We start from the raw sequence: 14,896 nt of genomic DNA, 5'->3' as shown, positions 1-14,896 counted from the left end.
TTCGCATCTTCCAAAGGAGGGTTTTTGACGGTGAACAGTCCCATCCTGACTCAGATTGGTGGCGTTTTTATTCCGGTTAGCGATATTGAAAGATCGAAAGATTGGTATTGCGATCTGCTTGGCTTGCCGTCTGACGGTGAAATTCTGTTCGGACATCTGTTCGTGATTCCGATGACAGGGCCGGCCATAGTGCTGGACAGCAGAATTTACACCAGCGAATGCGTTCTGAATACACCGTTGTTTCACCTGAATAGCCATGATATCGACGCCGCTTATGATTTTGTGAGGCAGAGCGGAGCCGAAATATTGACCGATATCGAGCATGACCATTGGTTTAACTTCAAAGACCCGGACGGAAATGTGTTGATGGTCTGCCGCTCTTAGGAGGCCTAAGTGTGAAAGAAGACTGTTTTATGATCAGAGAAGCCGTACCGGAGGATGCCCGCCCGATAGAGGAGTTGTACCGGCTGCTGCTGCCGGATCATCCGGATATCGAGGTTTGCAATAATGAAAATAGAAAATGAAACAGACGATTGGGAAGTGAACAAAGTGGGTGTGACTTTAAGGGAACTGGTTCCAGGCGATGCCGAGGAACTCCTCCGCCTGCAGCACGCACTGGACGAAGAAACAGCTTTTATGATGCTGGAGCCGGGCGAGCGGCATTCCAATGTGCAGCAGGTGAGGGAATTCATACAAAATTTTGCCGCGTCAGGGAAATCCATTCTGATCGGTGCGGAAGCGGGCGGACAGCTCACGGGCTATGTTTCAGCCAGAGGAGGCGGGGCAAACCGCAACCGTCACAGCGCCTATATCGTAATTGGGGTTCTTAAACGCTATCAGGGTATGGGAGTGGGCGGCGCGCTGCTGAGCGAACTGGAACCCTGGGCCAAAGAGAACGGAATCGTCCGTCTGGAGCTTACGGTGATGAAGCATAACGATCGGGCAATTGCCTTGTACACCAAAAGCGGCTTCTCCGTTGAAGGAACCAAAGTCAAATCGCTCAGAGTCGACGGCAAATGGGTAGACGAATATTATATGAGCAAAATTATCGAGGCTTCGGCGGAAGAGAATACATAAGATGGACAATCCGGAGACAGTCCGAGAGCAGATGGATTGAAGACAGATGCTCCGCCTAATTTGTGAAATTCGCTTCTCAGATGCGCCTGATAAAATTGCTATGATCTTCTCATACATAAAGCAGCCCGGTCTCGGCGAGAACGGGCTGCTTTAATCATTGACTGACAGGACTTAAAACCGGCTTTTTACGTGAATGATTCCGCTGCGACGTCCCCGTCGGACCTCGTTCCAAGCTCGATTTCAACTTTGCGGACGCGGTGGCGGTTCATTTCGCGGACAGTTAGCGTATCCTGCCCATGCGCGATTTCTTTGCCGACAGCAGGCTCTTCCAGATGGCTGTATACCCAGCCGCCGATTGTGGTCACTTCGTCATCTTCAAGGTCCAAGCCGGTTAGCGTGCGCAGCTCGGGCAGCGACACCTTGCCGTCCACCAGATAATGGTCTTCTCCGAGCTTCTCTACGCTTTTGAGTTCATCTGCGTCGAATTCATCGCGTATTTCGCCGACGATTTCTTCCAGAATATCTTCGATCGTAATAAGCCCGGAAGTTCCGCCGTATTCGTCAAGCAGGAGAGCGATATGCACCCGTTCCTTCTGCATGCGGGTCAGCAGCGTCTTTACAGGCGTAACCTCGGAAACCGTCAGGAGCGGATGGATGAGATCTTTAAAATTGAAACCGGGATTGCTGTCATATTCGAGATACATCTGCTTTGTATTGACCATGCCGATAATGTTGTCCTTGTTGCCTTCCGCCACCGGAAAGCGGGTATACTGTTCTTTGCGGATAATATTCAGGTTCTCTTGAAGAGAATAATTGGTAAACAGGCAGATCATATCCGTACGCGGAACCATGATCTCACGGGCCAGCATTTCGTCAAAAGCGAAAATCCGGTTGACATAGCCGTATTCGGCTTTGTTGATCTTGCCGCTTTCATAACTCTCGGACAAAATAAGACGAATCTCTTCCTCCGAGTGCGCTTCTTCATGCTCGCTTGCCGGCTTCATCCCGAACAGACGGACCAGCAGATTGGCAGAGCCGTTAAGCAGCCATATTAAAGGAAACAGGATACGATAGAACAAAATAATCGGTTTGGCGGTCAGCAGACTGATTTCTTCGGCTTTGTTGATGGCTGCGGTCTTCGGTGCGAGTTCGCCGATAACGACATGCAGGAACGTCGCAATAAAGAAAGCCAGTAAGAATGACAGGACATGGCTAAATTCCGCCCCGACGCCGGCCAAGTGCAAGAGAGGGTAGAGCAGGCGATCAAAAGCCGGTTCCGCAAGGGCGCCAATGCCCAGGGCGGTAATGGTGATGCCAAGCTGGCAGGCGGACAGATATCCGTCCAGATTGGCGGAAACCTGTTGAACAGCAATCGCGTTCTTGCGTCCTTCAAGCACCATTTGGCTGATCCGGCTTCCCCGTAGTCGCACAACTGCAAATTCCGTAGCCACAAAAAAAGCGGTCAAAACAATCAAAACGGCCACCAACGTCAAACTAAGTCCTATACCCATATAATCGGTACCATCCCTTTCCTTAATAAAATAGGTTATACTCCTATTATAAGTTCATTTGAACTCATTTTACGAACTTTTTAATTGTATTTCAAATTTTTGCGGATTTTTCAACAGGTCAAAGACAAAGGAGGAGCTGAACGGCTATGGAATCATTTACATTAACCCGCATGGAGATGTCCTCTCTTCTGCTCTCACTGACCGGCGAGTCCGATCATACTCCGCTGCATATTTTACAGGAGGCGTGGACCAAGCTTCACCGCCAAGAAATGAAGGAGGGTACATCGCTAAACGCATTTTTGTCCACGGATATTCCAGCTATACTGCAAAAAATCATCCATGGGGGGAAGGCCAAAGGATTGTCCCTCCAGGAAATTGCCGCACTTGGAGCGCTAATAGAGTATTCCACAATTTCCATTACCGCTATGCAGAACTGGGTGAAACGAGATTTCAAAGAATATCTTGGCGCGCCGAGAGAAGGGAAAAAGTATTCGATCAACCAAGCGGCTATGCTGTTTATGATCGAGGATCTGAAATCTTCGCTCGACTTTAGGAGCATTCGCGAGCTGTTTCGCATGCTGTTTCTGAAACCGGAACAGGATGATGACGATCTGCTAGAGCCTGTACAACTGTATGGCGCATATGCCTTATTATTCGAAGAGAACCGGGAAGCTGACAGTCCGGAAGAAGAACGGAACCCGGAAAATCCGCGGGACAAGCTTTGGAGCAGCGGAAGATGGGCCCTGGCCGCCGAAGAGGCGGTGCAGCGGCTATCCCACCTCAATCGGCCTCAGAGGGAAACCGTGCGGAACTCGCTGTTAATTGCCGCGATTTCGGTTCAGGCCTGTTATTTTCAGGCGCTGGCCAGACAGTATTTCAACGCCTCTCTGTTCCTGGACTTCTGAGGCGATCCGGAAGATGAAAGGTTTCAATCCAATCAGGGAAAGATTATATTACAATTACTAAGTCGGAAATTAGGAGGATTCAAGCGTGGAAGCAAAAGCAGATGGATTGCTAAAGAGCCCGAAGCAGCGCAAGCTGCTCTTCAGCGCGGGGTTAAGCTGGATGTTCGACGCGATGGACGTCGGCATGATTTCCTTTGTCGTTGCGGCGCTGGCCAAGGAATGGAGTCTTAGACCGGGACAGATCGGTCTGTTGACGAGCATTAATTCGCTCGGCATGGCTGCGGGAGCCGCTGCCGCGGGCATCCTGGCCGACAAATATGGCCGGAAAAATATTTTGTTATGGACGCTGATCATCTTCTCGGCAGCCACCGGCTTGTCGGCGCTCGCGGCGGGATTTGCCATTTTGTGCGTGCTGCGTTTCATAGCGGGCTTCGGGCTTGGCGGCGAACTTCCCGTCGCATCCACACTCGTGTCCGAGAGCGTTGAGCCTAGAGATAGAGGCCGGGCGGTCGTTCTGCTCGAAAGCTTCTGGGCTGTGGGGTGGATCGCCTCCGCACTGATCGCATATTTTGTCATTCCGGATTACGGTTGGCGTGTTGCCCTCGTGATCGGGGCGGTTCCGGTGCTTTATGCCCTTTACCTTCGGCGGGCCATCGACGATTCTCCACGGTTTGCAGGAATCCGAAAGGCGCCCGTTCCATTTGTGGAACGCTTCGCCTCGGTATGGTCGGCTGATAACCGCAAGTCCACCGTTATGCTCTGGATTTTGTGGTTCACGGTTGTCTTCTCCTATTACGGAATCTTCCTGTGGCTGCCGTCGGTGATGGTGCTGAAAGGCTTCAGCCTTGTGCGGAGCTTTGAATACACGCTGATTATGACGCTGGCCCAGCTTCCCGGTTATTTTACCGCCGCCTATTTCATCGAGAAATTTGGCCGCAAATTCGTGCTTGTCGTATACCTCTTCTTTACCGCTGTCAGTGCGGCCTGGTTCGGCTTCGCCTCTTCCGAGGGAATGCTGATCGCCGCAGGCATCTGCCTGTCGTTCTTCAATCTGGGCGCCTGGGGCGGAATGTACGCCTACACTCCGGAACTGTATCCTACGGCTGTCCGCTCGACGGGAGTCGGACTGGCCGCTTCGTTCGGCCGGATCGGCGGCATAATCGCTCCGCTGCTCGTCGGCGTGCTTGTTCAGCGGTCCGTAGGCATTCAATCCATTTTTCTGCTGTTCTTCGTTACGGTGATCATAGGCGCCGCAGCCGTACTGTTTCTCGGTAAAGAAACAAAGGGGACGGACTTGCTGTAAACAATTCGCGGTCCATCCCCACTGCCAACTTTATATTTTTTTCAAAAACTCATCAAAATACCTATAAAATTCTTCTTTGTTTGCTAGATGAACATTGTGGTCGGGATGCGACACTTCTTGGGCAAGACAATCGGGGAGGAGAGACTGCATTTTAACAAAATCTTCGTCTGAAACGGCATCGTTGCCTTTTGCTCTGATTAACAATACCGGACACTGTATGCTCGGAAGCAGATGAAACCAATCCACATCATGCGCAATGCCGGCAGCCATAGCCTGGGAACTGAACAACATCTGATACCCCTCAACCGTTTCGACCAGACTATTCATGAAATATTGATAGCTCAGCTTCGAATCCGTAGCCTGTCGAATAAAATCCATTGCTTCACTTAAGCTGAAAAATGGTAATGGCCAATCTTTGGTCAAAGGGTCAACGGTTGGGATTGGATCTGTCGGCAGCATGTTGGGATTGGCGGGTCCTGACGCGGATCGGTCAAGGATTGCCAATGCTTTTACATATGTGGGATATAACGCTGTTAAATATCCGGCGACCCGTCCGCCCATCGAATGGCCGACTGCAAGGACGGAATCTATTTTTAAAAAATCCAACAGTTCAATCATGTCCCCTGCCATTTCCTCGGCCGTATATTTCGATGCGGGTTTCCCGCTCAATCCGTGTCCTCTTTGATCCGGTGCGATAATTCTGTATTGTTGTCCATAGCACTCTATAAAATCAACCCAGGTTTCCGCCCGGCCCCATCTTCCGTGAAGACAAAGAATAGCCGGCCCTTCGGTTTGTGTATCAAAATAAAACAGATCGATGCTTTTCAACTTCGCAATGTTTCTGTGGATTTTTGTTTTTCCCACCTTATACACTCCCCTATTTAGGAAAAATCAAGATCTTCAGTTGTTCCGTCCCCGCCACTTTTATTATAATCCGAATAAACGTTCCCATAATAGGAAGCAAATCATAGGATTCATGATATAATGGGAGGAACTAAATGGGCGGTTCTTGGGCTGCCGGTAATGGAGCGGGATAGATCGATGAGCTATGACGACAAGCCGCATTTCTCGGAGTTGATCTGGGAGGGCGATGAAAAAAATATGGCGGTGCCTCCGCGCGAAGCGGTTCGGGAGGTGGAGGCGAAACGAGCGGCCGAGGCGGATAAGAATCGGAGGTTGAAGGAAAGCCGGAGTATGCCCGAAAGACCTGAACAGCTGAAGCTGTGGGATTTGGAGCTCTCCGGTCGCAGGGAAGAGAAGCGCGGCGGACTTCCAAGCGCGGCTGTTCCCCGAAGAGACGAGATTGTAAAGGATAAAGAAACTGCTTCCTCCTCCCGACCGGCCACGACGGAAAGCCAGTTCGTAGAGCATGCAAGGGAGCTGGCCGATTATACTGAGAACTCAGCTGAATTCGTCAAATTCAAGAGCTATTGGCCGACCTACGGGCACATGACCGGTTCGCAGACAAAATGGTATTTCTATTGGCGGAATGAAGTCCGGCACGGCCGTTATCCCGAAACCGATTTGTCTTATATTTTTCTGCATATCTATGAGCTGATCAATGGTGTCGGCTGGGATACGCCGCAGAACGGCTGTGCACAGCTATCCGGCTTATGGGAAGCTTACCGCGGCACCTTCAAACGCCTCGATCACTATCTCGGCGGGTGGATTGCGGATTTCTCCTTTATCCATAAGCTGAATATTCCGCTGCGGGAAATTGTCGTCCGGGCTAAAGGTCTGGGCGGAGATTTGGCGGAGCTGGAGCTGAAACGCTGCCTTACGTCCGCGCCGGAGCAGCTGACATTGACCGCGCTGTCGCTGATGTCGGACTACGATATAACCAAGTCAAAGTTTTATGCGGGTCCCGGAAATGAAGTGCTGGAACGCTTTGTTCCGCAGGTAGTTGGTCTGGTGAACACTTATGTGACGCGCAAGCACGGTGCTTCGCTGCTTGAAATGTTTCCCCCCGGACCGCCGGCGATGAGGGAACGCTACTTGTTCCGCAGCGCCGTCTATGATATTTCACAGTACGGCTATTCCGTCCTTGTCCCTGTCGTCCGTATTAGTAAATCTCCTCCGCTGCGGAGCCTGATCACCCGGCTGTTCCGGCTTACGGAAAATAAGCTGCGAGCGTTGATGGACTACCGGGGGCGCCTGAAAGGAATTAGTATAGATAAAGACATTGAGGAGCTTGTCAGCAAATTCCTTGAACGGGAATTCCGCAAGGCGGAGAGGGAAGAGAAAGGGCCGGATATTGTGATAGACAAGGACAAGCTGGAGCGGCTGCGCGGCGATTCTGAAGTTGTCCGCCATCTGCTGACGGTGGATGAACCGGCAGAGGAGAAGACCGTTGGTGATTGGCCTGTGACGGAAATGCCGTCTGTGGACGAATCTAACGCAGTTGTGCTTGATGCGCAGGGCAGCGAGGCCATTAACGAAGCGCAGACAGCAGCAGATAAGCCGCAGACGTCATCTTTAATGCCCGAGAACGAATGGGAAGCAATGGCCGGCGCGCTCAGTCCCTTGCAGTGTCAGGCTGTGTTGGCCCTTTCCGGGACGGATGGTCCAGCCGAGCTGCGCAGACTTGCTGCTGCCCAAGCGGCGCTGCCTGATCTGCTGATTGACGAAATCAACGATGTCGCAATGGATGTGCTCGGCGACCTGCTGATCGACGGCGAAGAGCTCTCACCCGAGCATGTGACTTTGCTGCAATACTTGAAGAGGTGACATAAGGCATGAACGAACTAAAAATACCGAAACGAATGACGACGGCGCTCGTCAACTCGCTGACGGCGGGCGTTGTCCCGCGCATCGGACTGGAGCATATCGCCGTCGGACGCCGCGCGGAGATCGAATCGATCCTGCGTGATCTTGACAACATTGCCGAAGGTGGCGCGGCCTTTAAGCTGATTACCGGCAAATACGGCAGCGGCAAAAGCTTTTTGCTCCAGATGATCCGCAATTACGCGATGGACCGCGGCTTCGTGGTCGCCGACGCCGATCTGTCGCCCGAGCGAAGACTGGTCGGCACCAAAGGACAGGGCCTGGCCACCTATAAGGAGCTCATGAGCCACTTGTCCACTCGCACCCGCCCGGACGGTGGAGCGCTGGAAGTCATCCTCCAGAAATGGATATCCTCGCTGCAGCAGAAGATTATGAATGAACGGGGGATGGACCCCGGACATCCTTCTTTTGCAGGAGAGGTCGAGAAGGAGATTTTTGCCGTCGCCTCCGATATGCGCAATCTGGTGCATGGCTTTGACTTCGCCAAAGTGTTGGCGGCTTATTGGAACGGCCACAAGATTGGCGACGAGGATTTGAAGCAGGAGGCGCTGCGCTGGCTGCGGGGCGAATTCGCGACACGCACGGAATCCCGGAAGGCGCTGGGTGTCGGTGTCATTATCGATGACGACAACTGGTACGATTATATGAAGCTGTGGGCGGAATTTTCCGCGGCCATCGGTTACAAGGGGCTGCTGCTCTTTATAGATGAAGGCGTCAATTTGTATAAAATTACAAACAGCGTCTCCAGACAGAGCAACTATGAAAAGCTGCTGACCATGTTCAACGATACGATGCAGGGCAAGGCTGAGCATCTCGGGATTTTTCTTGGCGGAACACCGCAGTTTGTCGAGGATCACCGGCGGGGACTGTTCAGCTACGAGGCGCTGCGGTCCAGACTTGTGGCCGGACGGTACGGCTTCGCCGCTCCGAATAATTTCTCGGGGCCGATTATTCCGCTCGACATGCTGTCTTCCGAGGAAATTCTCGTACTGCTGCAAAGACTTCGGGATATTCATTCGCTGCATTACGGCTATCCGTCCGCGTTGACCGACGACCAGCTTGTTCATTTTATGGAGGAAGCCTCTTCAAGGCTGGGCGCAGACGAGCTTCTGACGCCCCGCGAACTGGTGCGGGATTTCATGGACCTGCTTCATACGCTGCACGGCAACCCGGATACGTCGTTCGAAAGCCTGGTCGGAGAACGGGCAGGAGCCGGCAATTCCGAAAGCGGCAAGGATACGATGGACGATCTATTGGCGGAGTTTGAGCTATGAGCGATAACCCGTTTTACCGACTTGCGCCATTTATCAAGGAGTTTATTTACAGAAACCGCTGGGAAACGCTGCGCGAAGCGCAGGTGGACGCCTGCCGGGTGCTGCTGGAGTCGCCGGACCATCTATTGATCGCGTCGGGAACGGCGTCGGGCAAGACGGAGGCGGCTTTTTTTCCCGCGCTGACCGATCTGTATGAGAATCCCTCTTCCTCTGTCGGAATTCTGTACATTGCCCCGCTCAAAGCACTGATCAACGACCAATTCGCCAGGTTGAACGACCTGCTGGTCGAAGGCGGCATTCCTGTTTGGCATTGGCACGGCGATGTGCCGCAGGCCGAGAAGACGAAGTTGATGAAGAATCCGTCTGGAGTGCTCCAGATTACCCCCGAGTCGCTGGAAGGCCTGCTGATGAACCGTCCGAACGCCATTCCGGCGCTGTTCGGCGATCTGCGCTTTGTCATCATTGACGAAGTGCATGCCTTTATGGGCGCCGACCGGGGCATCCAGGTGCTCAGCCTGCTCGCAAGGATATCCCGAATGGCGGGCTGTTCTCCGCGCCGTATCGGGCTGTCCGCTACGCTCAGCGACTATGATACCGCAACCCGCTGGCTTGCTGCGGGGACGCGGGAGCAGGTACGGGTATCCGCGCCCCAGGGCGGGCGGAAGCTTCGCTTGAGCGTCGAGCATTTTTCTTTTCCCGATGCCCGGGACGAGAAGCAATCCGAACAGTTGGAGCTTGCCCGCAAAGCCTATTACGACTACATCTACGACCATACCCGGCTTAAAAAAGCACTGGTCTTCACCAACAGCCGCACCGACGCGGAAACGGCGATCCTTGAAATGAGGCGCATTGCGGCGAGGCGCCAGGAGCCGGACGTGTTCCACGTCCATCACGGCAGCATTTCCGCGATGCTGCGGGAGGAGGCGGAGGCCGCGCTCCGCGAAGGCCCCGGTGCGGCGGTTGCCGCAGCGACGCTCACGCTGGAGCTGGGCATCGACCTGGGCGAGCTGGAGCGGGTCATGCAGCTCGGGGCGCCGTACAGCTGCTCCAGCTTCGTGCAGCGGCTTGGCCGCTCGGGACGCCGGGGCGACGCCGCGGCGGAGATGATGTTCGTCACGCCGGAGGAAGAGGACGAGGAAGCGCAGCTGCCGGCGCGCATGCCCTGGACCCTGCTCCGGGCAATCGCCGTTATTGAGCTTTATGTTCGGGAGAAATGGGTCGAGCCTCTGACCGTTCGTAAGCTGCCGATGGGTCTGCTTTATCACCAGACGATGAGCATACTCAAGAGCATGGGTGAGGCCGAGCCCGAAGAACTGCGGGAAGCCGTTCTCTCGCTCCCTTCTTTTCGGGATTTCAGCGAAGATGATTATGAAGCATTCATGGCTTACCAGATGGGAATGGGCCAGATAGAGCAAATGGATGAAGGCAGCCTCCTGATCGGTCTTGCCGGAGAGAAGATTGTCAATAACTTTCGCTTTCTGGCCGTCTTCAAGGACGACGAGGAGCATGTCGTATACAACGGCACGGAGGAAATCGGGTCGATTACGACCGTGCCGCCCCCGGGCTACTGCTTCACGCTGGCAGGCAAGCTGTGGAAGGTGGAAGAGGTGGACAACCGCCACAAGGCGGTGTATGTGAAATCGTCGCGCGGCAAAGTCGATACGTTGTGGCTTGGCGCAGGCGGCGATGTGCATACCCGGATCATGACCAAAATCCGGGACATACTCGGAGATACGGCTCTTTACCCGTATCTCGCGCCTAGAGCGGCAGCCCGGCTTGAGCGGGCTCGGCGGCTGGCACGGGAGAGCGGATTGCTTCTGCGCTCCGTGCTTCCGGCCGGCGGCGATTCGCTGTTCATTCTGCCCTGGGCGGGCAGCCGCACGTTCCGCACGCTGGAGCGGCTGTTGAAGCACAAGCTGACGCGTCCGCTGGCCTTGCGCTCGGTTGTGCCGATGGAGCCTTATTACATGGTCGTCGCCGGAAAGGCGGACGCCGATTGGCTGGAGGCTTCCATCCTGGAATCAGGCTCCGCAGGAGTAGACCCGCTGGAATTGCTGGCTCCGGGCGAAGCTCCCTACTTAGGGAAATACGACGAGTGGATTCCCCAAGACCTGCTGCGCAAAGCGTTTGCGGTGGACGGATTGGACGTCCCGGGCTTCCATGAGATGGTGGAGCGTTGGCGGATGGACTAGCACTCGGTCAGAACTTGAACGAAGGTTATAGTTGAACTCAAGAGTCATGTGCATGCATGAACGGGAAAACCTCCCTTTAATTCACTGTAATGAGGATATTTCAGTCAATAAACTGGAAAAGCTCCAGCTAATTGGCCGTTTCCTCGTCATTTCGGGCTGAAACGCCAGTTTTATAGGGAGTTTTTCCCGCTTGAGCCTGACAGAAGCCTCATTTTGCAAAAATTAGGGGGAGGAATTCCGCTTCGTCCGGTCCGATGGACCGATTCGTAATTTTTTGTATAATTCGTAGTCTTTACATCAAAGTGTTTCTGAAAAAGCTAAAAACTCCCGATCCGCTGATAACAGCTGAAAGGGAGTTTTGCTTAAGATCGCACTCAACCGGACTATCAGATCGCTTAGAGCACCAGCGCGCCCACGATGCCTCCGAGAATACCGATAGTTATAACCGAGAAGAAGACGAACCATACGACCCGTCGCGGAAAAGAACGGTATACCATTAGCAGGGACGGCAGGCTGATGGTCGGCAGCGTCACGAGCAGCGCTCCGGCAACGCCTGTTCCGAACCCAAACGAAAGAAAGGTTCCGATAATCGGAATTTCAGCCGCGGTTGGTATGACAAACAACGTTCCTGCGATGGCAAAAATAATGACGGCGAGGATACCGCTGGCGACACCGGCTCCAAGAGACGGGAACATCCAGGCCCGCGCCGCGCCAAGCAGAAGGACGGTAATGACATAGGCCGGAACGACGGCAAGAAGCATTTTTCCCACTGCGGCCGTCCAGCGAAGCAGCAGCGGACCATCATTTGGGGAAGCTGCCTTCACCGGCTCGGCGATTGCCTCGGGAACCGTCGTATTCCCGGCGAATTTATTGGCGATGTAGCTGATGCCGAACGTCAGAGCAAGTCCGAATACGATCCGCATCACTGTAAATTTCCATGACAGTACAAAAGTCATGAATATCAGGGTTGCCGGATTAAGGACGGGATTGCCGATCCAGAAGGCGAGCGCGGCGCCCACGGATACTTTTTTCTTGCGCAGTCCGACCGTAATCGGCGCGGCGCAACATGAGCACATCATGCCGGGGATAGAAGCAAGTCCGGCAAGAGCCGTACTCTTGAAATTGGCCTTGCCGAGAACGCGCAGAAGCCACTTGGACGGGATAAGCACCTGTACGAGCGAGCCCAGCAAAATGCCAAGCACCGCGGCTTTCCATACCGATTTGAAATAAGCGGCCGCATAATCCAGCGCGGCTTGCAGCGAAGGCGCGGGAGCTGCCGCTTCCTTGCCGGTCAAAATGGAAGAACCGATGGAATGCTCGGCGGCAGCTTTAAACGCTTTGTGGTAGTAAGGCCACCACTTGACATAGGAGAGTCCGGCTATGGCGATAACCAAAAAAATAACCGCTAGCGCTATGGCCTTGATATCTCTGTGTTTTTGGGGAAGCAATGAACCGTTTGTTGCAGGTGACATGATACTGAACGACCTCCATCTGTTTAAACTCGAAATGTTACAATTATAGCATAACCTTGAATCTGGAAAAGCCTTATTTTGCGAAAATATACATGAATGATGTAATATATTAGATACTGTGTTCCTCATTTCACAATTAAGGAGTTGAATCTTCCATGTCTCAAGCCGAATCTATAAAGTTAACCTCTTTATCCTCTAAAGGAGGATGCGGCTGCAAAATCGGTCCCGCCGATCTCATGCAGGTGATCCGGAATTTGCCGAAATCGGTACCGAACCCCGATCTGCTGGTCGGACTCGATACTAGCGACGATGCCGGTGTGTACAAGCTGACCGATGAGCTGGCGCTGGTTCAAACGGTTGACTTCTTTACACCGATTGTAGACGATCCGTATTCCTTCGGCCAAATCGCCGCTGCCAATGCGCTGAGCGATATTTATGCCATGGGCGGAAAGCCGCTGACTGTCCTTAACATTGTCGCTTTTCCCATCTCCACGCTGGATAAAAGCATTTTGGCCGATATTCTGCGCGGCGCCGCGGACAAGGTGAACGAAGCGGGCGCCACGCTCGTCGGCGGTCATTCCATCGATGACAAAGAGCCCAAATTCGGACTTGCCGTAACCGGTCTTGTCCATCCGGATAAAGTGCGGACCAACGCCGGCGCACAGCCGGGAGACAAGTTGATCCTCACCAAGCCGATCGGGGTCGGCATTCTGACCACTTCGATTAAGAAAAGCCAGCTGACTCCTGAAGAAACCGCACGTTTGACTGCGGTCATGTCCACACTCAACAAAACGGCCGCGGAAGTGATGGGCTCGTACGAAGTTCACGCCTGCACGGACGTTACGGGCTTCGGACTGCTTGGACACGCCTCGGAAATGGCGAAGGGCAGCGGCAACGGGCTTATCATTCGGAGAGACGACGTACCGGTGCTGCCGAGAGCCCGCGAGCTGGCGGAGGAAGGCTTCGTTCCCGGGGGAACGCGCAACAACTTCGCTCATCTGGAAGGCTCGGTCATCTATCCCGAAACCCTGGATCAGATTGACCGTTATCTGTTATGCGATGCCGTCACCTCGGGGGGACTCCTAATTTCCGTGGCCGCTCATGAGAGCGAAGCACTCCTGGGAGATCTTGTAGCCGCCGGCGTAGAGGCCGCTGTCATAGGAGAAGTTACCGCCGAGCAACCGGGCCTAATTACGGTTGTTTAAGGCATAAGAAGGAGAGAGAGTATTGTTTCAGGATATTTCGCTCGAAGAGCTTCGGGCCCTTAAAGAACGTAAAGAGATGACTATCATTGACGTCCGCTCTCCATCCGAATACAGAGATGCCACGCTTCCCGGCAGCCTGAATATTCCTCTCTTCGACGATGCGGAGAGGGCGGAAGTCGGCACGCTGTACAAGCAGACGAGCATCCAGGCGGCCAAAGACCGCGGGCTGGAGCTGGTCTCCGCCAAGCTCCCGGCGTTTATCCGGCAGTTCGGGGAGATTCCAGGGAATAAAGCCGTATTCTGCTGGAGAGGGGGCATGCGAAGCCGGACGACGGCGACTCTGCTCTCCCTTATGGACATTCACGTGTACCGTTTAACCGGGGGATACAAGGCCTACCGTAAATGGGTGGTCGAGACGCTGGAATCCTATGATTTCAAGCCGCATTCCTATATCATCCACGGCAACACCGGGACGGGCAAAACGGCGCTGCTGCACCGTCTTCAACAGAACGGCTATCCCGTTATCGATTTGGAAGGCATGGCGGGACACCGGGGTTCGATTTTCGGACAGGTCGGACTCCACGCGAACAACCAGAAGACCTTTGACAGCCTGCTGCTGGAAAAGCTGGTCACGCTTGAACAATCGCCTTATGTGCTGTTTGAGGCGGAAAGCATGCGGATCGGGAAGGTCGTAATGCCGCCGTTTATGGGCAGGCAGAAAGAGACCGGTACCCAAATTCGGATTGAAATGCCGCTTGAAGCCAGGGTAGCTCAGATTATGCTGGACTATCGGCCTCACGAGCATCAGGAAGAGATTTTAGCTGCATTCGGCAGAATCAAATCCCGCATTCATGTGCCCATTGCTGCAGAGATCGACCGGAGCCTGACTACAGGGAATTTCGAGAATGCGGTCCTGCTCCTGCTGGAGCATTATTACGATCCGAAATACGATTATACCTCCCAACAATACGGCGAATCCGAAAAAATCACATTAAACGTAAATAATGTGGAGGAAGCGCAAACGGCGGTAGCCGCTTTGCTGCAAGATCGCCATCCCGGGTCCCAGACTACGGGCGATCGGCGATTGCAAGTGTAAATAGAGGCGGCGCTCCTGTCTTCCCGTGATGGGATTCAATGACTTTGATTTTGGCTTCGATCCGCAAGCATCTCCTA

General features: G+C 53.6%; 13 protein-coding genes. 10 read left to right on the top strand and 3 right to left on the bottom strand.

Annotated features, from left to right (window positions below; all coding sequences use genetic code 11):
- The first annotated feature begins 30 nt into the window (after positions 1-30).
- The 3 genes from EH198_RS04190 to EH198_RS04180 are packed head-to-tail and all read left to right on the top strand — an operon-like array spanning position 31 to position 1,077.
- Complete coding sequence (locus EH198_RS04190; protein WP_124694255.1) at positions 31-384, top strand: VOC family protein; 354 nt, start codon at positions 31-33, stop codon at positions 382-384.
- 11 nt (positions 385-395) lie between these two features.
- Positions 396-524: a hypothetical protein gene (locus tag EH198_RS25290; protein ID WP_281277989.1), complete on the top strand. Its 129-nt coding sequence runs from the start codon at positions 396-398 to the stop codon at positions 522-524.
- Positions 508-1,077 carry a GNAT family N-acetyltransferase gene (locus tag EH198_RS04180; RefSeq protein WP_246014084.1) on the top strand — a complete coding sequence of 190 codons (570 nt, stop codon included), beginning with the start codon at positions 508-510 and terminating at the stop codon, positions 1,075-1,077. Before EH198_RS25290 ends, EH198_RS04180 begins: the two co-directional genes overlap by 17 nt.
- 185 nt (positions 1,078-1,262) lie before the next feature.
- Here the strand turns inward: EH198_RS04180 and EH198_RS04175 are convergent, their stop codons facing one another.
- Positions 1,263-2,588: a hemolysin family protein gene (locus tag EH198_RS04175; RefSeq protein WP_124694254.1), complete on the bottom strand. Its 1,326-nt coding sequence runs from the start codon at positions 2,586-2,588 to the stop codon at positions 1,263-1,265.
- A 146-nt stretch (positions 2,589-2,734) separates the two neighbouring features.
- On the opposite strand from EH198_RS04175, the gene EH198_RS04170 reads away from it, so the two are divergent.
- Positions 2,735-3,493, top strand: coding sequence for a DUF1836 domain-containing protein (locus EH198_RS04170; protein ID WP_124694253.1), 759 nt, complete (start codon positions 2,735-2,737; stop codon positions 3,491-3,493).
- Positions 3,494-3,653: 160 nt separating this feature from the next.
- A complete protein-coding gene (locus tag EH198_RS04165) occupies positions 3,654-4,796 on the top strand; it encodes an MFS transporter (RefSeq protein ID WP_124694525.1) in 1,143 nt (380 codons plus the stop codon).
- A 30-nt stretch (positions 4,797-4,826) separates the two neighbouring features.
- Here the strand turns inward: EH198_RS04165 and EH198_RS04160 are convergent, their stop codons facing one another.
- Complete coding sequence (locus tag EH198_RS04160) at positions 4,827-5,660, bottom strand: alpha/beta fold hydrolase (RefSeq protein ID WP_124694252.1); 834 nt, start codon at positions 5,658-5,660, stop codon at positions 4,827-4,829.
- A gap of 120 nt (positions 5,661-5,780) precedes the next feature.
- Between EH198_RS04160 and EH198_RS04155 the strand changes: the two genes are divergently transcribed.
- The 3 genes from EH198_RS04155 to EH198_RS04145 are packed head-to-tail and all read left to right on the top strand — an operon-like array spanning position 5,781 to position 11,046.
- Positions 5,781-7,523 (top strand): TerB N-terminal domain-containing protein, encoded by a 1,743-nt coding sequence (locus EH198_RS04155; protein WP_124694251.1) that lies wholly within the window; start codon positions 5,781-5,783, stop codon positions 7,521-7,523.
- A gap of 8 nt (positions 7,524-7,531) precedes the next feature.
- On the top strand, positions 7,532-8,854 hold the full coding sequence (locus tag EH198_RS04150) for an ATP-binding protein (RefSeq protein WP_124694250.1): 1,323 nt from the start codon (positions 7,532-7,534) through the stop codon (positions 8,852-8,854).
- Positions 8,851-11,046 carry a DEAD/DEAH box helicase gene (locus EH198_RS04145; protein ID WP_124694249.1) on the top strand — a complete coding sequence of 732 codons (2,196 nt, stop codon included), beginning with the start codon at positions 8,851-8,853 and terminating at the stop codon, positions 11,044-11,046. The genes EH198_RS04150 and EH198_RS04145 overlap by 4 nt, the downstream gene beginning before the upstream one ends.
- Positions 11,047-11,441: 395 nt before the next feature.
- Here EH198_RS04145 and EH198_RS04140 read toward each other — a convergent pair whose 3' ends face one another.
- Positions 11,442-12,518, bottom strand: a complete 1,077-nt coding sequence (locus tag EH198_RS04140) for a permease (RefSeq protein ID WP_124694248.1) — start codon at positions 12,516-12,518, stop codon at positions 11,442-11,444.
- 155 nt (positions 12,519-12,673) lie between these two features.
- On the opposite strand from EH198_RS04140, the gene selD reads away from it, so the two are divergent.
- Together selD and mnmH are read left to right on the top strand one after the other, a co-directional pair.
- Positions 12,674-13,723 carry a selenide, water dikinase SelD gene (gene selD, locus EH198_RS04135; protein ID WP_124694247.1) on the top strand — a complete coding sequence of 350 codons (1,050 nt, stop codon included), beginning with the start codon at positions 12,674-12,676 and terminating at the stop codon, positions 13,721-13,723.
- A gap of 22 nt (positions 13,724-13,745) precedes the next feature.
- On the top strand, positions 13,746-14,819 hold the full coding sequence (gene mnmH / locus EH198_RS04130) for a tRNA 2-selenouridine(34) synthase MnmH (protein ID WP_124694246.1): 1,074 nt from the start codon (positions 13,746-13,748) through the stop codon (positions 14,817-14,819).
- The last annotated feature ends 77 nt before the right edge of the window (positions 14,820-14,896 follow it).

The sequence above is a fragment of the Paenibacillus rhizophilus genome, from assembly GCF_003854965.1.
Classification (GTDB): Bacteria; Bacillota; Bacilli; order Paenibacillales; family Paenibacillaceae; genus Paenibacillus_AQ; species Paenibacillus_AQ rhizophilus.
Note: the sequence above shows the minus strand (reverse complement) of the source record. Positions and strands in the feature narration are given on the sequence as shown.